Source organism: Paenibacillus polysaccharolyticus, assembly GCF_023714295.1.
Taxonomy (GTDB): Bacteria; Bacillota; Bacilli; order Paenibacillales; family Paenibacillaceae; genus Paenibacillus; species Paenibacillus polysaccharolyticus_A.
Genome location: NZ_JAMAUN010000001.1, coordinates 673,833 through 693,584, shown reverse-complemented (window position 1 = coordinate 693,584; position 19,752 = coordinate 673,833). Strand labels below are relative to the sequence as shown.

At 45.5% G+C, this 19,752-nt stretch carries 15 protein-coding genes; 1 reads left to right on the top strand and 14 read right to left on the bottom strand.

Going from position 1 to position 19,752, the window contains the following annotated elements:
- Positions 1-29: 29 nt before the first annotated feature.
- From M3629_RS03230 to M3629_RS03180, 11 genes are all read right to left on the bottom strand, one after another.
- Positions 30-908, bottom strand: a complete 879-nt coding sequence (locus M3629_RS03230) for a carbohydrate ABC transporter permease (protein WP_251502859.1) — start codon at positions 906-908, stop codon at positions 30-32.
- A gap of 29 nt (positions 909-937) precedes the next feature.
- The gene (locus M3629_RS03225) at positions 938-1,828 is read right to left on the bottom strand and encodes an ABC transporter permease (RefSeq protein ID WP_090924409.1); all 891 of its coding nucleotides are present in this window, start codon (positions 1,826-1,828) and stop codon (positions 938-940) included.
- A 284-nt stretch (positions 1,829-2,112) separates the two neighbouring features.
- Positions 2,113-3,804: an extracellular solute-binding protein gene (locus M3629_RS03220; RefSeq protein ID WP_251502858.1), complete on the bottom strand. Its 1,692-nt coding sequence runs from the start codon at positions 3,802-3,804 to the stop codon at positions 2,113-2,115.
- Positions 3,805-3,927: 123 nt separating this feature from the next.
- Entirely contained in the window at positions 3,928-5,556 is a 1,629-nt protein-coding gene (locus tag M3629_RS03215) for a response regulator (protein ID WP_251502857.1), read from the bottom strand.
- Positions 5,557-5,583: 27 nt separating this feature from the next.
- On the bottom strand, positions 5,584-7,338 hold the full coding sequence (locus M3629_RS03210) for a sensor histidine kinase (protein WP_251502856.1): 1,755 nt from the start codon (positions 7,336-7,338) through the stop codon (positions 5,584-5,586).
- Positions 7,339-7,844: 506 nt separating this feature from the next.
- Positions 7,845-8,543, bottom strand: a complete 699-nt coding sequence (locus M3629_RS03205) for a hypothetical protein (RefSeq protein WP_251502855.1) — start codon at positions 8,541-8,543, stop codon at positions 7,845-7,847.
- A 175-nt stretch (positions 8,544-8,718) separates the two neighbouring features.
- Positions 8,719-10,248 carry an ABC transporter substrate-binding protein gene (locus M3629_RS03200; RefSeq protein WP_251502854.1) on the bottom strand — a complete coding sequence of 510 codons (1,530 nt, stop codon included), beginning with the start codon at positions 10,246-10,248 and terminating at the stop codon, positions 8,719-8,721.
- Positions 10,249-10,391: 143 nt separating this feature from the next.
- Positions 10,392-11,300 carry a carbohydrate ABC transporter permease gene (locus M3629_RS03195; RefSeq protein ID WP_251502853.1) on the bottom strand — a complete coding sequence of 303 codons (909 nt, stop codon included), beginning with the start codon at positions 11,298-11,300 and terminating at the stop codon, positions 10,392-10,394.
- 17 nt (positions 11,301-11,317) lie between these two features.
- Positions 11,318-12,304, bottom strand: coding sequence for an ABC transporter permease (locus M3629_RS03190; protein WP_186809556.1), 987 nt, complete (start codon positions 12,302-12,304; stop codon positions 11,318-11,320).
- 181 nt (positions 12,305-12,485) lie between these two features.
- A complete protein-coding gene (locus tag M3629_RS03185; RefSeq protein WP_251502852.1) occupies positions 12,486-14,099 on the bottom strand; it encodes a response regulator transcription factor in 1,614 nt (537 codons plus the stop codon).
- Positions 14,074-15,867, bottom strand: coding sequence for a sensor histidine kinase (locus M3629_RS03180; RefSeq protein ID WP_154960103.1), 1,794 nt, complete (start codon positions 15,865-15,867; stop codon positions 14,074-14,076). The genes M3629_RS03185 and M3629_RS03180 overlap by 26 nt, the downstream gene beginning before the upstream one ends.
- Positions 15,868-16,382: 515 nt before the next feature.
- Here M3629_RS03180 and M3629_RS03175 point away from each other — a divergent pair.
- Positions 16,383-17,798, top strand: coding sequence for a hypothetical protein (locus M3629_RS03175; RefSeq protein ID WP_251504504.1), 1,416 nt, complete (start codon positions 16,383-16,385; stop codon positions 17,796-17,798).
- Here M3629_RS03175 and M3629_RS03170 read toward each other — a convergent pair.
- From M3629_RS03170 to M3629_RS03160, 3 genes are all read right to left on the bottom strand, one after another.
- Positions 17,791-18,402: a DUF4269 domain-containing protein gene (locus M3629_RS03170; RefSeq protein WP_251502851.1), complete on the bottom strand. Its 612-nt coding sequence runs from the start codon at positions 18,400-18,402 to the stop codon at positions 17,791-17,793. The two genes, M3629_RS03175 and M3629_RS03170, sit on opposite strands and share 8 nt — an antisense overlap.
- The gene (locus M3629_RS03165) at positions 18,399-18,611 is read right to left on the bottom strand and encodes a YwbE family protein (RefSeq protein WP_251502850.1); all 213 of its coding nucleotides are present in this window, start codon (positions 18,609-18,611) and stop codon (positions 18,399-18,401) included. The genes M3629_RS03170 and M3629_RS03165 overlap by 4 nt, the downstream gene beginning before the upstream one ends.
- Positions 18,612-18,903: 292 nt before the next feature.
- A complete protein-coding gene (locus M3629_RS03160; RefSeq protein ID WP_251502849.1) occupies positions 18,904-19,695 on the bottom strand; it encodes a polysaccharide deacetylase family protein in 792 nt (263 codons plus the stop codon).
- Positions 19,696-19,752 lie beyond the last annotated feature (57 nt).

Sequence of the window (19,752 nt, the reverse complement as noted above, 5' to 3'; positions counted from 1 at the left end):
ATCAGCCTCCAGTGATTAGGGATTGGGGCTCAGCCTTTTACTGAGCCCAGTGTCATACCTTTTACAAAGAAACGTTGCAGGAATGGATACACAATAAGGATCGGCGCACTTCCGATAAAAATTTGAGCCGCACGTACCGTCGTTTGCGATATCGTTGCCATTTCCTGCGGATTCATCGCCATCGTACTCATATCACGTTTGATAATGACCGTCTGCATGAAGGTTGCCAAAGGATAATCTCTCGCATTGTTCATGTACAAGAGACCGTCAAACCAGGAATTCCAGTGAAACACCATGCTGAACAGTGCAATCGTTGCAATGGAAGGCATGGAGATCGGCAGGAAGATGCTGAACAAGGTTCTGAAATGATTCGCTCCGTCGATCAATGCCGCCTCTTCCAGCTCTTTCGGAATGCCGCGGAAGAAGTTAAGCATCAGGATGACCAGGAACGTATTAACTGCACCCGGAAGTACCAGCACCCAGAAGGAATCCATCAGACCAATCTTTTGAATAACCATGTAGAACGGTACCAAACCGCCGTTGAAAATCATACTGAATACAAAAATCCAAGAGTACACCGTTCTGCCTTTGAACTCACTATTTTCCTTGGACAACGGATATGCCGCCAGGAAGGTGATCAGAAGTGTAATGCCTGTACCAATGACGGTACGGAGTAGTGAAATCCAGAGCGAGTTCAGGAAAATCGGATTATTCATTGTTTTTTTATAGGCTTCGAGGGAGAACCCTACCGGCCAGAGACTGACCAGATTTGCATCTGCCGCAGCCTTGTTACTAAACGATACCGCCAGTACGTGAATCATTGGCACAATACACATAATAGCAATCAGAATAAGAAAACTGATATTGATGACATTGAAAATGCGATATGATGGTGATTTATGATACATCGTAGTCCCTTCCTTCTCTGTTCATTCGATTAGAATATGCGGTATCCGGCGTATTTCTTGGCCAGGCTGTAGGATACGAGGATCAGAACCATACTAATGACCGATTTGAACAATCCAATTGCGGTTGCAAAGCCCATCTCTCCATTTTCCAACGCCGAGCGATATACGAATGTATCGATGATGTCTCCTGATTGATATACAAGCGGATTGTACAAGTTGAAAATCTGATCGAATCCTGCATTGAGTACGTTACCCAAAGCCAACGTTCCAACGACCATCAACATCGGTACAAGTGACGGAATCGTAATGTGGAGCGTTTGCTTCCAGCGGTTTGCTCCGTCGATCTCTGCCGCTTCATACAGCGCCGGGTTAATGCCGGCGAGGGCAGCCAGGAAAACAATCATGTTATACCCGAATTCCTTCCACACATCCGTCAAAATAATCGTTGGTCGGAACAAGCTGTTATCCCCAAGGAAGAAGTATGGTCCAAGGCCAAATGTGCCGAGCACCCGGTTTACAAGTCCTCCCGTCGACAACAGATCAAGCAGGATTCCGCCCAGGATAACCCAGGATAAGAAGTGAGGCAGATATACCAACGTCTGGATCGTACGCTGAATGGCCATCTTGCGAACCTCATTGAGCAGAATGGCGAACACAAACGGGACAAACAAATTAAAAATCAGCTTGAGTACCGCGATGATGAGGGTATTCCAGATAACCTGCAAACTATCATCACGTTCAAATAAATATCTAAAGTTATCAAGCCCGACCCAATCCGAGCCGCTGATACCCATCCATGGTTTGTAGTCTTGGAATGCCATAACGATTCCGCCCATAGGCACATAACTGAAAATAATCAGAAAGATGATGGCTGGCAGCAGCATTACGTGGAATGGCCAAGTTCGTTTTAAAGTTCTCATGATTGCTCCCCCTGTAATTCTTCCTACTCAAGTACTCCTGAGTGGCTCTATAAGCAAATTATATCAACCTTCCATCACCCCCAAACAGCGCATAAAAGCAATATAAATGGCACAAAAGCAACTACTTTGGACATGTACTGAAAAGAGGGACTTCTGACGTAGTTTGGCCACGGATTGATAGGGTTTCTTATACATTCTGCACGGTTAAAAAATGAAAAAAAACGCACAGACTCCTGTCGTCTGTGCGTCATGTTTGGCTTTACATTTTCATCGCGTATAGCCGATTATTTTTTTACGCTGTCATACCACTCGTTTACTTCTTGAGTGATCTGATCACCGCCACCGGATTTCCATGTTTGAACAAAAGTATCAAACGCGTCTACCGAGCTTTTGCCATAGATAATTTCGTTAAATGTTTGGTTCTCAATTTTGTTGAGGTAATCCAACTTGGACTTCATTGTTTTGGTAGTAGGCCCTGTGAACATGTTTTTGAACGAAATATCTTTCTGTTCGAGCAGTACTTTAGCCGCTGCTGGTGTTTCAGGTCCATAGTTCACCGCTACGTCTTTTTCCAGCTTCGTTTGCGGTTCTTTGCCGTCTGCCAGATTCATCAGTGCTTTCATCTGTGCATCTGGGATACGTGCGCCGTCACGAACAAGCAGGTAACGTACGACGTTGACATATCCACCATCGATTTCATCCGGTTTTTTCTGTTTGCCGCTCGCATCCAATTGATAGTCATATCCATCGAATAAACCGTTATCATACGGGCTTCCTGGAGCCGGATCAGCATAGTTGTCAAACAGGTAGTTCTGATATGTGAAGAATGCTTCTGGATGTGCCATATCTTTTTTGATCAGTGTCACACCGTTAACAAACTGTGTTCCGTGACGCATCGCTTTACCATCTGGTCCTGCCGGGATTGCGATCGGCTTCCATACGGCACTTGGTACGTTTTTCACAGTATCGATCAACGGCCATCCACTCATCCAGTAAGGACCTGGGATAATGCCTGCTGTTCCTGCAACTGCCGGCTCAGCCGTTTTGTTCTCATCCCACAGCGCTGCTTCCTGAGGAATGTATCCTTTGGTCAGCCATTCATTCAGCTTCGTCAATCCTTGTTTCATGCCTGGGTTAATGGAACCGTATTCCAACTTGCCATCTGCACCTACATTCCATTGGGAAGGCAGAGTACCATAAGCGCCGAAGACCCAGGATGGATCGCCCATCCATGTGTTCATCGATGTTTTGAAACCAATGCTCAGAGGTGTCACTTTATCCGGCGCAAGACCATCCGGATTTTTGTTTTTGAATGCATCCATAACCACTTCCAACTCATCAATGGTTGTTGGTGCTTTCAGATTCAGCTTATCCAGCCAGTCTTGACGAATCCAGAGCAGGTAATCGTTGTTGTACGCGTAATCCAGTACGGGAATACCCATTCTTTTGCCATCGCGGCTGTATTGATTCCACACGTTCGGATCTTGTTCCATTGCTTTTTTCCATGTGTCTGAAGCATATTTATCGAACAACGGTCCAACTTCCTGATACATACCCGAGTCAATCAAATCTTGAGCAACCAGATTGTCCGGTTGTCCAATCGTAACGATATCAGGCATTTCCTGACCGGAAGACATCGCCAAACGCAATTTTGTTGCGAATGCACTGTTCGTATCCGTCACAGACCAAAGGGATTTGATATCAATACCAAATTTGTCCTTCGCCCATTTGGTAGCCACGTTATTTTCCATGGATTCGCCGTTTTTAAATTTCAGTTCCGGGTCAATCCCCCATGCTGTCGTGATCGTTACTGCCGGATCATACTTTTCCTTGTATTCATTTTGAGCTCCCGTGGAGCTTGGTGCTGCACTCTCTTTGCTTTCATTGCCGCCTGAACATCCTGCAAGCACGACAGTCAGACACAGCGTTGTAGCGAGAAGCGACAAGAATCTCTTTTTCGTTGATTGCGCTCTCATGTTGTTCCCCCTTAAATCGTTTTGGTTACCCTTTCATTATAGGACGGGGCAGGTACATCGCCTATGATACGAAATCAAGATTTCTGCACCTTTGCCAACCTATATGCTCGAATGATGTTGTATTTATGTCTGATCCCGGAATTCATTCGGTGTCAACCCATAATGTTTTTTGAACATTTTGCTGAAATATTGCGGATTTTGATATCCAAGTTCACTCGTGATCTCATATATTTTTTTATTCGTATTTTTAAGCAAATACAGTGCCCGCTCCATACGCATACGAATCATATAATCTCCCAGACCCTCGCCTGTCTCTGCTTTATATATTTTTGAAAGGTATACCGGATGTAGATATACTCTATCTGCAATCATCTTAACGGAAAGATCTTGCCCGGTGTCCCTGGTCACCAGTTCCTGCACCTGTTTAATGACATGTCTGCGGCTCTGTGCTCCCTCTTGATCGGACAATTCCTCCTGCAGCTTCGCCAGCATATCCATGGCCCAGCGCCTTAGCTTCTCTGGAGATTGGATCAACTGATGAGCAAGCAGCAAGTCAAATCCCGCATGGTCGATCTCGTGTACCAAGTGTCCCTGTTTGTGGGCGATGTACATAAAAGCATTGGTAACCGACAAGTACATCTCATACACATGTTCTCTGGACAAAGAAACCTGCTCCGCCGCATCAAAAACGGCATTCAACTTTGCAGCTGCTGTCTCCCATTGTTTGGTCTCCAGAAGCTGTGGCAATACCGGCGGCTTGTACAATTCTTCAAGAGCCTGCACCGCATCATTTTCGGGGCGCTTGTTTATGGTATTTTCCATATCCATATAAATGATTTTGTGCTCTTCCGGTCCCGAAAGAACAAGAGAACCCAAGCTTTTTCGATAAACGTTGGTGAGTTCTTGAAAAGGAAACGGCGGGATCACAACGATCGACAAATCCCCTTGAAGGTAACGCACCACATGCTCCCGGAAGGTCTCGGCAGCGTTACGTAATGAGCTGTTGACCAGCTGAGACTCTTCCACCTGTTTCCGATGCTGCAAAAACATCACCAAACAATCATGCGGCCCACGGCTGAACCAGACATGATAGGTCTCCTCAAGCACTTCCTCGGCGATATTTCCGACAGCAAAATCCATTAAATCAATGGACTGCTGATCCATGGAGGCAAAACGTCCTGCAAGACGAATTAACATCATCGCAGCAGGTTGTTCCGGCTCCATATGAAGCTCATAATGCTCTAACTGTTCACGCAGTGCTTTCGATGAAATTTCTCGACCCAGCAGCAAGTCATGCATAAGATTCTCTCTTAGAATCTTGTAATCCGATTTACGGCTGTACAGCAGGCGATGATACTTGTCGAACTCATCCCATTCATCCCGCAAAGAGGTGATCGCGGCAGATACCGATTGCATAAACTCATCATCGTTAACAGGTTTCAACATGTAGTCAGCTGCGTGCAATTGAATTGCCTTTTTGGCATATTCAAAATCACTGTGACCTGTCAGCAGAATGCAGCGCACATGAGGCCAGCGCCGGTTTACTTCCGAAATCAAATCAAGACCTGTCATACCTGGCATACGAATATCTGTGACGACGATGTCCACTGCATTCTCTTCCATAATCCCCAGCGCTTCCTTGCCCGATGCCGCGCGTAAAACCGTTGTGACTCCAAGTTCCCCCCAAGGAATCGTTAACTCCAAACTTTCCGTTACATACGTTTCATCATCCACAAGCAATATATCAATCAATGTAGTCACTCCCTAGTCACTTTTCTTTTACTCTTCGTCTTTCAGTAGAGCTGGCTGTTCTGCTGGCCATGACAAGGTCACACGCAATCCCCCAAGCTCGGATTCTGCGAGCTCGATGCCGCCCTTCCCTCCATACCTGAGTTGCAACCTCTGATTCACATTCCACAATCCACAGCCCATCTCCTGATCCATCGCACCAGCAAGTTTGATCAGCATCGCTTCTCGTTTTTCTTGCGTCATCCCTTGGCCGTCATCTTCGACAATCAAAAACAGCGTACCATCTCGTTGCTCACCGGATACTCGGATCTCACCGGCTTCTGCATCCGCTTCAATACCATGAATAACCGCATTTTCAACCAGGGGTTGTACGATTAGTGGAGGCACTTCAATCCGCAACATATCTTCTGGTAGATCCAACGTATAGTGGATACGTTCCATACGCATACGCTGAATTTCAAGATAGTTAGTCACAAAATCAATCTCTTCAGATAAAGGAACGACATCCCTCTCCTGTCTTGTGGTGTACCTGTAATACCTCGACAGATTGTGCGACATCGCTACAACGGCATCGACTCGCTTCAGCTTCGCCATACTCGTAATGAACGAAAAACAATTATAGAAGAAATGCGGGTTAATCTGTGATTGCAATTGCTTTAAACGCGCTTCCCGGACATGGATCTGCTCGAGATATACATGCTCAAACAACTGCTGAATCTTTTCCACCATTGAATTAAAACGCTCAGACAGATAACTGAACTCATTACGGCCTTTGGGCTCGATGCGAACCGAATAATCTTCTTGCTTCAATCGCTGGAAACCGCGAATCAGTTGCTTTACTGGTACTTGAACTTGCACATATAACAAGTAAGCCGCAATACAACTCATAAGGAGAAGACAGATCATGGCAGAATAAAACAGCAGATTCGACTGGTGAATCGGTTTCAAAATATCTGAAAGCGGCATGTAATCGACCAAATACCAGCCGGTTGTACTCGATTTCACAGAGTTGACCATGTATGGCTCATTTCCAATGACGATCGTGCGATTTTCTACGTCTTGCAATGTATGGCTAGATAATTCTTTGATTAATTGATTGGTTAACGTACGATCTGATGTCCGATTATAGATCACCCCTGTTTCTTCGCGAAAATAGAACGGGTCATGTCTGCCGTCGCCTTTGAATTTATCGAGCATATCCCGAATATTATCGCTGTCGAACTCAAGTTTGATAATCGTTTCTGCATTCTCCGCAGGATTCTCGATGCCATAAGGAGACACCGTAATCCAGCTGAATTTGAACCGATCATTCTCCCCATCCTCGATTTTGTGCACATCCCAGCCAGAGATGAGGCTTTCTTTTAAAGCTTGCTTGTCATAAGTACGGGCATCCCGTTCCGAGATCACCCTGCCAAGCGAAGGAGAGTACAGATATAATTTGGTCTCCCAGTTAGAAGAACTCTCCTGAATACTCAGCTTGTTCTGAATTCGCTTAACGAGATTGATTGCATCCAGGTCAAAATAACGGCTCTCCGCAAATATCCGCCGAAAACTGGCAATGTCGGGGTCATGAATCAGCAGGTTGGGCCATGAAGATAACAACTCAATATGGGTGTTAACTTGATTTTGGAAGAATTCAAGTTGATTACTGTTTGAACGGTTAAGCTCAGCCCTTAGTACGGCTGTTGTTTTATGATTGGAATACCAATACAGGAGCACAACAGGAATAAGCATGATCAGGATTAAAATGACCATCTTGGAAAACAGATTTGTCCGGTATGACATGGAATTTTCATCTCGCTTTATTTGTTTTCTACTTTTACTATAGAAGTGGAACTAACGATTTTACACAATCCACTCCGATGACAGAATAACCTTCTATTCGCTGTTATCCCCAGATTTTTTGATTCCTTTTATAAAAGGGGAAATCCGGTGATAAAGGCGACCGCTTCGCTCTCCAGGTTTTTTCTGTCCTCTCCGTTAACGTGTAAAAAAGAGTTAACTTATATCGTGACATTAATTGTAATCAAATTGGTTGTAATTACAATCTATTTCTTGCACACGGGCAAACCAAATCAATAGAGTGCCCCACTATCCATTTTAAGCGTTAAACCCCCTATGAAAAAGGAGATAAAACCAATTTATCAGCACTAAATTCAACTTCCGCACACGAAAAAAACCGGCAGTGGCCGGTTCGTTCGTATAAGCAAAGCTTGTTTTTTATGTTTTCCTTCTGCAAGTGATTCATTATATATGTTATGTACTTGAAACTAGAGTCTGTTTATCACGAACTAGGGAATGTCATAATCAAAAACCGTATTTGTCCCATCGACTGCCACATCCAATACGATATCTTTCAAATTCCCTCTTACTTCTAGCGGGCATTCCGCCACACCGGTAAATTCAAGTGTACCCGTGAATGCCTTCCTCGGCTCAATCCGAATCGGTCTCGCCTCTAAATGAATTGATTGTAAAGATTCAGACAGCGGATCATCCTGGTTGGAATAGCTTCCATACAAATCAGGTTTAACCATTACAGCGACCGCAGAGTTACTGTAATTTTTCAGCGTCAATTCACAGGTTGCCAAAGCGTATCCATTGGATGACACATCATAGGTGCATGAGCTGTCATTCTGCATGTAAGATATGCTATTCATGCCCGTCGCTCCCCATTTCACCACATACATCAACTTGTCTGTCATAAATGAATAACAGAATATGATGGTCAGAACAGCAATCCATAACGTTTTTGCCACAAGTGGAAACGTACATATGATCGCTTTACGCGTAAGATAATATCCACAGACAAGCATACCAAGTCCGAAGTACATCGTGATGTGTACACCACTTAAATAGGATGTGGTATAAGGAGAAATACCAATGGATAATAACAGCGAATCCCCTACGGAGAAACCGAGATGATGTTTAAAGGTAAAGATGATGGCAAACAGCAATAATCCCCCTGAGAACACAAGCCTGGTTCTCGACACGAAATCACCTCCTAATCAACCACCTTATTATATCATATTTTTCCTATTTTTGATTAACGATCCAGACACAAAAAAGGAGTTATCGGTTTTTACCGATAACATCCCTTTTTGGAACCCTGCCTGATGAGATGCATTGGATGATGGAATCATGCGCTCTCTCAGGACAGCTCTTTTATTATTTTTGAGCCAAAAATGCATCCAGTTGCTCTTGTTTGGCAGCGATAATTTTATCGATGCCTGCTGCTTTTAATTTTTCCAAATACTTCGGAATCATTTCATTCGGATCAACAGCACCCGAGGTCATGCCCGGCTTAAACTGTTTATTGACGTTATTTACAGCCGCAATTTCATTTTTAACGGACTGGCTGTTAAACGTGAAACCAAGAGCAGGAGATTTTACGCCTTTCGCATTAAACTCCTTGAACTTCTCCCATTTCTGCGGATCTTCGTTATCCCACAGATAGTTCAGGAACTGGTTACCCAGTTGCCATTGTGCACCTGGATTGTAGGTACGACTGTTCGCATCTACCCCGTCAGGCAGCTTAATGATGTTCTCTTGACCTTCTACTTTTACATAGTGTTTGCCTTCAATACCGAAGTTGAGCAAATTGTTAATTTCTTTGTCAGAGTGTAACAAGTTAATGACTTGCATTGCTTTCTCCGGTTGTTCGGAAGAACGGGAGATCGCAAGCATCGCACCAGAGGCATCCCCAGTTGTAATCGTTGGACTGGTCATCTCAATTTGCGTGAGCGGATGACCTACATAACCTTCCTCTTCCTTGTCTTTACCTGGCTTCATACCATCCGTCCACATGAAGGCTTTACCGGCTTTCGCCTGATCTTTCGGGAATACATTGGACGTAGCTGCATCACTGTTGATGTAACCCGCTTGATACCATTTACGTGCAAGTTCGGCTGCTTCTTTGAATTCCGGTGTTTCGACCTCGTTCAGCACGGTAGTCTCCCCTGCTGTTTTGGAGATCACGCCAGGTACAGAGGCATCACCGAGGTAATCCCAGTCGAGATTTTCGAGCAATCCGTTACCGTTTGTATTGGACATATAGAACGGAGTCACAGCTGGCTCGTTTTCCTTGATTGTTTTAAGCAGTGGCTCCAAATCAGCCCATGTTTTTACTGCCGTCAGATCCAAATTGTATTTATCAGCTAGATCCTTACGCACCAGCACGCCACGTGTGGCAGCAAGTTCCTTGTTCGTTGGTACACCATAGTTCACGCCATCTACCTGGGAACCTTCCAGGAAGGCAGGGTCCAGATTTTTCTTTATATCCTGACCGTATTTATCAAGCAGTTCATTCAGCGGCAAGAATGCGCCCTTCGCCACGTTTACCGTGTAATTTTGCCAAGCAGCGGTAAAGATAATGTCTGCTTTTTCTCCTGATGAGATCATCAGGTTCAGCTTGTTATCCCACTGTCCCCAGTCCACAGCATTAATTTTGATGGTTGCCCCAATCTTGGGCTCCATCTTTTTGTTAATTTCTGCTTCCACAAGAGCGACATCTTTCTGAGGTGTTCCCGGATAGAACAAGGAAACCTCATAAGACTTTTCAGTGTTTGTGTTCGGCGTACTGCCCTCAGCACCGGGTGTTGCAGAGTTTCCCTTGTCTGACGAACAACCGGCAAGCACCAATGCCAGTGCCATGGCCGCTGCCGTCATACGTGACCATACTTTTAACGATTGAACCAATTGAACCCCTCCTGTTCGTATAATGGACCCTTGTCTTCCACACGTTTACCGTTCTTCCCCAATTCCTCATAAACGGCAAACTTTCTGTATATGCCCTTTCGTCTATCTTCAGTTGACCCTACTCACTCCCTAACCGGCCGGAGTTATCCTTTCACAGCACCTACCGTCAGACCTTTGATGAAATAACGCTGGAAGAATGGATACGCAAGTACGATTGGACCGATACCGACGACAGCCATTGCCATTTGCAGCGTTTTGTTTGGCAGATTGAGAATCCCGCCCTGCGATGAAATCTGTGAAGAAACATTAGAGTTGGTTGTTAAATATTGAATATCGAGCAGCGTCCGGTACATAAGGTACTGAAGGCTGATCGTCCGGTTATCCGAAATAAAAATCATACTAAGATACCAGTCGTTCCAGTAATTCAGCGTACTAAACAGCGCGACGGTTGCCATAACCGGCAATGAAAGCGGCAGTACGATTCGCAAAAACGTTTTCAATTCACCTGCTCCATCGATACGTGCTGATTCCAGAATCGAAACGGGAATGGAATTCGCGAAGAAAGTACGCATGACAAGTACAAAGAACGGTGATAAGAGCAACGGCAAAATCAAAGCGAAAATCGAGTTTTTCAAATCCAGCACGTTGACATAAACCAGATACCACGGAACAAGTCCACCGTTAAACAACATCGTGAAGAAGATAAAAAAGGCGAACCAGCCCCGGTATGGCAGATCTCTTCGTGATAGTGGATAAGCATATAATGCGGTCAGCGCAACACTCGTAATCGTACCAACAACCGTTACAATGATAGAAATTCCATACGAGTGGATGATCTGATCCATATCTTTAAAGAGGAATTCATAGGCCGTGAGGCTGAATTGCTCCGGTATAAGCTTGTAGCCATTCGCAATAACCGTTGTTTCGTCCGAGAAAGAGATGGCGAAGACCAGTATGATCGGCACGATACAGGCAATGGCATAGAATAAAAACATGAAATGAATAACAGCAGCAGAACGCTTGGATACAGCTAATGGATCACGTGTTTTCACAACTGACTTGCCTCCTCTCAAAATAGTGCATTATCTTTGTCGATCCGTCTGACGATGGTGTTGGACACCAGCACCAGTACAAATCCGACAATCGCTTGATATAGACCTGCTGCAGATGACATCCCGATGTCTCCACCAATGAGGAATGTCCGATATACATACGTATCAAGAACGTTGGTTACAGGGAACAACGCACCTGATTCCAGCGGAACCTGATAGAACAAGCTGAAGTCTGCATAGAAGATCCGGCCAATCTGAAGCAAGGTCATAATAACAATCAGCGGGATCAAAAACGGAATGGTGATAAAACGAATCTGATGCCACTTCGATGCACCATCCAGCACAGCCGCTTCATAATATTCTTCATCAATGCCCACAACAGCGGCCAGATAAATGACGGCATAATAACCGATATTTTTCCACGTATTCACAAGCGGCAAGATGTACGGCCAATACTTCGGTTCCGAGTACCAGTCAATTGGCTGTCCTCCGAACATTTGAAGTATGGTTGAGTTCATGAATCCCGAGTCCTTGCCAAGGAAAGCCAAAACGAGATAACTAACCACAATCATCGACAGAAAATAAGGTAACAACATCAGCGACTGATACAGTTTGGACATCGCTTTGTTTTTAACTTCGTTAAGCAAAATGGCGAGACCTACACCGACAGTAAGATTGAGTGCAATAAACACGGTGTTGTATGCAAGGGTGTTTCGCGTAATTTCCCATGCATCGCTGGTCGAGAACAGGTATTTAAAATTGTCCCACCCGCTCCACGGGCTTCCCCAGATTCCATCCGCGTAGTTTACATTTTTGAATGCGATCAGAACGCCGAACATCGGCATATAATTGTTTACCAGCAGAAACAGAATGCCTGGCAAAAACATCAGGTAAAGTACCTTGTACTTGCCAAGATTGTACAACACGGATTTGCGCTTTCGAACCGTGCCTTCCGGTATCTCCGATATCCGTACGCCCTTACCCGCTTGGGGTTGTGTCTTCATAACGTGTTCTCCCTCACTCCTCTTGAATTCTTCCTCAGGATGAAGCTCCGTGCGCCTCCTGTGGTTCAAGTATACGGCGGGGCGATCAAGTCCTCTATCTGCTGTGGTGACCTATTCAGTTATCAAATTATGACTTTGATGCCATAAAAAACAAACAAAAAGCGCAGCATGCTGCGCCTGATTACATGGTTCTGGATTGTTTGCGAAACTCCTGTGGTGTAATGCCGGTGCATTTTTTGAACATTTTCGTAAAATGGGAGTAATTATAGTATCCGACCTTACCTGCAATATCCGTTACCTTGACGGTGGATTGGGATAACAACGTTTTCGCCATGGCCACTCTGCGCTGAAGAATGAATTCGGACAGGGACATTCCCTTCTCTTTACGGAACAACCGGGACAGATAAGCCGGGTTAAATCCGGCAAAAGCAGCCAGTTCCTCCCGCATCAGTTCTTCTCCAATGTGGTTTTCAATATAGATACATAACTGATCTACAATCGACATCGGGTTCTGATCATCCGGGTACAATATTGGAATGACGCGATCTATAAGATCCAGAGTCCATTGTTTCAACTGCTGTAATGACCTCGTGACTACGGCTTCTTCCGGCTCCCGTTCTCCGGGGTACAAGCTGCGGATGGATACATTTTTCTGGTGCAGAAGCGGATAGACAACGTGCAACATCGCATGATAATAAAGCCGTAACATCTCTGGAGATAACCCATCCTGGGCAGCAAGTAAATCAAAAATTTCATCCACACGTTCACGCAAATCTTCTACCTTGCCGGTTTCAAAAAGGATAGACAGCTCCGAGAACCACGGGATAGGCAAAAATCGATCCTCCTGATCTCGATCCCGCTCATCATACACAAAAACCTCTTCGAGCTCTTTAATGTTGCGGCGCTCCATGTCCATGAGTTCATTCAACATGCCCTGCAATTCGGTTACAGCTACCGGTGCACCTACATAACAGGATAGCCGGCAGTAGAAGTATGTACCGCACTCCTGAATGTAACGCTGACAACGTTGCTCCGCTTCACTAGCTGCAAGGATGACATCATCTTGCTCATAGGCTAGCACTATATTTAAGCCACTGTGATCCTGGAACACTTCACCCGGTTTCTCTCCGAGTAATATTTCTCTCGCTGCATTGCGTAGAGCATATTCCAGTACCTCTTCATCGCGCAGATTAAATTCACGTACCCACTCTTCAACGGAGATCACGATGGGCAGTACACGCACCTCGGGATCAATCTCTGCACCGTACAGTTCGGCAAGTTTTTGCAGCCGTTGTGGAGTAAGTGCACTTCGCTGAGATACTGCGTCCTTCCAGAAACGTTCCGTCAGGAGTGGTTTATAGGTTTTCCAGCGTTTGTATACGGTTTCGTAAACTTCGTTCGTTCGTGTGCGTTGCTCTCCGTCTCTAATCTTCTCCAATGCTCTTGTAACTACTTTGAGCAGTTGTTCTGCGGGAGCAGGTTTCAACAGATAATCAAAACTATTCAGTTTGATGGCGGTCTGGGCATAATCGAAGAGCGCATGACCTGTCAGAAAAATCGTCAGAATGCCAGGGTCATGCTTCAATACCCAGCTCTGCAGGTCGAGCCCGGTTTCCCCAGGCATCTCGATGTCGCAAATCAGAATGTCGATAGCATGGGTTCGGATGACCTGCCGAGCTTCCTCCACATCACATGCACCGAATACCTGGTCAATTCCGGCTGCATTCCAGTCCACTCCCTCCAGCATGGCTTGCAGGGCATACACTTCATCATCCACGATCAACAGGTTCCGCATGATTTCCTCCTTCTTGCTCCTCGGTCTGAGCAGGCAAATAAATGCTTACTGCAGCGCCTCCGTCTATCCTATTTTCAAACGTTAACCCGGCCTCCGGACCATACTTCACCAGTAACCGATGTGCAACATTCCATATCCCGATGTGTTGCCCCCCGGGATCTTTGGCATATTCTCCCCGTTGTAGTTGTTCTAGTAGCACGGGCTTGAACCCGACCCCGTTGTCCACAATCTGTAGCAGGAGCATACCATCTTCGGCCTGACTACTGGACGTTTCCGTCAGACGTGCGGTAATCCGAATCACAAACGACTGCATTCTGCGTTGAAAACCATGGATAATTGCATTTTCGACAAAAGGCTGAATCGTCAGCGGCGGAAGCACAACATGTCCCACCTCTGGATCGATATCCAGTTCAAAATCCAGCTTGCTCGGGAACCTTAACTTCTGAATTTCAAGATAATGCCGAATGTGCTCCATCTCTTCGTTTAGCGTGATCACTCGTTTGCCAGCCCTTAAGCTGGATCTGAAATAATCAGCCAGATGACCAGCCATCTGTTGCACCAGTTCATGTTTTTGCAAGGAAGCGAGGCTATGAATAATATTCAGGGAATTCAGATAAAAGTGAGGATTAATCTGCATCTGCAATTGCTTGAACTCCGCCTCTCGCGTACGCAGTTGCTCTTCATATACATCAATCTTCAAATGTTGAATTTCCTGAATCATCTGATTGAAGCTACGTGTCACAAACTCCAGTTCAGACGAAGACGGTGCCTCCAGCGTTACATCGAGTTCCCCTCGGCTAACCCTTCTCATTCCCCGAATAAGCGCATTCATTGGACGGAAGAGAAGCTGTCTTAGGAAGAAAAGTGCTGTGATCAAAATAACGGCCGCCCCGATCGGAAGTAGCCTGATGATCTGTTGGAAAAACGGCAGGTTACGCATCATATCTTCCTCTGGCAACAAGACGATATAATTCATATCCGACATGGCTGAGGGAATGCCCACCATTAAATACTGACGAGCAGCGCTATCAGGCTCCGAGATGACCTGATACGGACTCTCCAAATCGGTCAAATGATCGCCGACCAGCTTGATCTGCCCCTTATTTAACGTAGAATCAGATAATGCTCTGCCATCAGGTGTAACGATCACCGCTCCACCTCTGTCACCTGATTCAGCAAACTGTTGTGTGTCATTCAGCGCATTCATATCGACCAGTGCGCCAGCATAGAACTGCTGATTGATACGTACCGTTTTCACAAGTGCATTAAATGATCCTCCACGGACGATGCTCCATTCCGGCCTTTGGATATCCCCTTCGAGCTGCCGCATCTGTGCAGGCATATTGCGCTGTACCACCGATTTTTTAATATCATAATTGCCCGCGGTTGCCAGCAACAGGTCATCATTCACCGCATCATACAAATAAAAAGAATCGATAAGATTATAGAAACCGATATCGGTCATAAACTTGTTCATGATTCGCTGCTTGGCAATGATGTAATCTCCGCTTCCGTATTCAAGAAAAAACAGCGAGATAATATCAGGGTCACGCTCACCCAAGCTGTATAAATATCGATTGGTTTCCTGTAATACGCGCTCATTTTGTTCCACGTTTTTGGCCAAATGATTCATATTGGTGAGGGATACCTTATCACGTACGACCTTCATGGCATACACATTGTTATAGTACAACAGCATAAACAGCGGTAGCATGATTAACGTAAGTCCCACAATAAATTTAAAGCGTAATGAACGGATCAAGTTCATACATTAACGTCCTTTTGATTCAGGCTGGCTGAATTTTTTCTAATTTCTACCTGAAGATGGCATGTATATTGTAATCACCTCGGTTTGCCGTTGTCTATCAGGTTCGGTGACCCGCTGATGTGTGTTATCGTGACTTGCTATAGTCATAGCCCCTGTCGTGTGTTTGCTCGTTTCACTCATATAATTCTCTGGATGTAAAAAAAATCCTGCTCTATAAGTTGAACTAAAGACGTTTACACCGGGGCACTCCAATGACAGAATAACCTTCCAATCGCTGTTATCCCCAGATTTTTTGATTCCCTTTTATTAATGGGAAAATCCGGTGATAAAGGCGAGCGCTCCGCTTTTCCAGGTTTTTTCTGTCCTCTCCGTTTTTGTGTAAATAAATAGTTCAATTTATAAAAGCAGGACATATCCTTAGATAATCACCACCTCCTTGAACATGCGGGTCTGACATGCATAGGATATAGCACTCCCAGGATCGATGACCAGGGATGCAGGAGGCTGTCATCATGATGAATATTCAACTTGTCCCGTTGCATTATGTGTATCTGGCATTTATTGTCCTGATTATCGCTGTCATGGTTCGGCGCAAAGATACAACCATTATCTGTGTCGCAGGCATTATGACCATCGGACTGCTGGCAACTGAAACATTAAGTGGCTCCGTCACCGGGGTTTTTAACAGTTTTATCTATGCAACGAAGGAATTGTTAAGTACAATCTTTATCATCTCAATTATCGTAGCGATGAGCCGTGTTCTGATTCGCACAGGTATTAATGAAATCATGGTCACACCGCTCACCCGATTTATTCGCACGCCTCAAGCTGCATACTGGGGCATTGGACTTATCATGATGGTCGTATCTTTATTTTTTTGGCCATCTCCTGCAGTAGCCTTGATTGGAGCAGTACTTTTGCCGGTAGCGGTTCGCGTAGGTTTACCTCCGATTGGAGCCGCCATTGCAATGAACCTGTTTGGGCATGGCATTGCCTTGTCAGGGGATTACATTATCCAAGGTGCTCCCAAACTTACTGCGGACGCAGCTGGTCTTCCTGTTACGTCAGTGATGGTTGCCAGTGTTCCTCTCGTCATAATCATGGGCACGGTATCTACTCTTACCGCCTTCTGGATGCTTCGCAAAGAAATGAAGACCCCCAAATGGAAGGAACAGGAGTTTGCTCCACGGCAGCAGCCGGCGTCTGAGTCACAGTCAGAACCAAATGAGTCTGCACCAGTTACCACATTGCCTCTTCGTCTGAGAAAAACATTCGCTATACTCATTCCGTTGTTATTCGCACTGGATGTCGTACTGATGTTTGTGCTGAACCTTCAGGGCGGGGATGCAACGGCACTAATCGGGGGAACCGCCGTCGTTATTCTGATTGCTGTTTCCATTGCCGCACACCGCCATAACGGATCAGAGGAAACGACTAATTATCTTATTGAAGGATTCCAGTTCGGATTCAAAGTATTTGGTCCGGTCATTCCGATTGCCGCATTCTTTTATCTCGGGGATGCTGCCATTACGGAGTTATTTATGAATCCACTTCCTGAAGGGTCACACGGGATCGTCAATGATCTTGGCGTTGCATTTGCGGGGATTGTACCAATGAATGGAACCGTCGGGGCGATTACGATGACCGTCACTGGAGCTGTAACCGGTCTGGATGGCTCTGGTTTTTCGGGAATTTCCCTCGTAGGTTCCATTGCTGCCATGTTTGCAGGTACGACAAACTCGGCTCCGGTACTTACCGCACTAGGCCAAGTAGCCGCAATCTGGGTTGGCGGCGGAACGTTGATTCCGTGGGCATTAATTCCGGCTGCCGCAATTTGCGGGGTCAGCCCGTTTGAACTTGCGAGGCGTAATCTGAAACCGGTTATCATCGGATTAACAGTAACTACAATTGTAGCGATCTTTCTCATTTAAATGTGACGCGTGATCTGGCAAAGTCCCACAGCTCCGGTTTCTGCAGGCTGGCTAGATCTCTCATTGCTATGTAAGGATCACCCTCTAACCCTAGTACATGGGCGAAGGCAGGCTCTGTTTTCCAACCTGCTCGCTTAAGTCTGCGGATCTCGCGTTGCCCTGCCTCTCCCCATAACTGCAACAAACTCCATTCTACCTGCATATGTAAGTAGGCATTCTGCTGATCGACAAGAGTTGCTTGGGCAAATATTTCAACAGGCCATAATCCCAAGGTCAGTTTACATGTGACATATACGTTCTGACCTGAGGCATGATCTCCGAACGTCCACTCTGTCCTTCCGTTCACCGCAATGCTCTCTAGTTGCCTAGCCATCTTAACTTGGAAAGCGTTCAGATCTTCTGAATAACACAGGATGTCCAGATCACTATCAGGAAGATGCACGTCAATCGGTACCGTCCCCGCAGGGAACGCAGCGTGGGCAGAAAGCATGAAAAGTAGTCCGCTCTCGTGCAACACACGGTAAGCATCTTGTTGCTGTTGATGGCCAACCGACAGGTGCGTCATTACTTTTTCGGTCGTATCCAGCCTCCCGTTCACACTCATTGCGGATGATTTCCTGCAGAAATTACTTGTTTCACTCGCCCCACTTGACCGTTTGTCAATCTCACCTTGATTCCATGAGGATGTGAAGGAGATTTGGTTAACAGCTCCTTAACGATTCCTCTCGTGAGTTTGCCACTGGATTGATCCTGTTTCAGTACGATATCGACCTCTAAACCAGGTCTGATGTCAGCTCTCTTTTGTCCATTCAACTTGTTCACCTTCTCTTTTAACATAATACTGTCTGATATAAAGACTTTATCTATTGTAGACGTTTCGATTGTAAAACAAAAGCCTAGGACTTATTTCCAATCAATTTGCAGCATACCCGCCAAACCGAGGTTCAATGAATAACTTCACGACAAACAGCCGCAAAGCATCATTGGTTCAGCTTGATTGCGGCTGTGATTAGCTTAAACTTACTAAAGAAATCTTACTTTCCAACATATTCTAGGTGCAGCTGGTTTTACAGATGAATCTTTCAATCGGTCTCAATCGCCTGCACTACGGATGCTTTCGTGGTAATGAGGACGACACCCCGCCCTTGGCAGCTTCACGAGCTTTCACAGCAAGAAGTTCAGATACGGTAACAAATTGATAACCCTGTTCCTGCAGTTTGGGCAAAATCATTCGAAGAGCATCAATCGTATGGGATTTACTTTCCACTTTGTCATGAAACAAAACGATGTCTCCATTACGAGCATTATTTAATACTTTGTTTGTAATCGCTGATACACCAGGTAGAGCCCAGTCTCGAGTATCCTGACGCCAAGACCATAATACGATCGTATAGCCCTTCTGCTTCGCCGCCTGAATCACCATATCGTTATAATACCCCCCAGGAGGTCTGAACAACAGTGGGCGCTCCGCACCAGCATTTACAATCGAAGCTTCTGCCTCTTGCATGTCTTTCAAGTACTTGTCCGCTGTTGTTGAACGAACCGCATACGTGTGTGCAAATGTATGATTTGCGATCTCATGTCCTTCACGTTGCTCCTGCATGACGATGTCAGGAAATTTCTCTGCCCATTTGCCGAGTACAAAAAAAGTTCCCTTCGCATGATACTGTTTGAGCAAAGCTAAAATCTGCGGTGTCTGAACAGGGTCTGGCCCATCATCAAAAGTCAGAGCGATCAGTTTGTCCTGCGTGGGGACTTCCCATACGATCTCTCCCCGTTCTTCATAATACTGACGGTTCTTCTGCACTGGCTTGGCATACGCCGAGCTTGTCGAACTGCCAAGGATTGTTCCAGTCAGTATGAACAATGCGATGAATCGGGTAGCTTTCAGGTTCATGTCATATCCTCACTTTGAATTTCATACGTCAAACTCTCCGTTAGCATTGCCCGATTC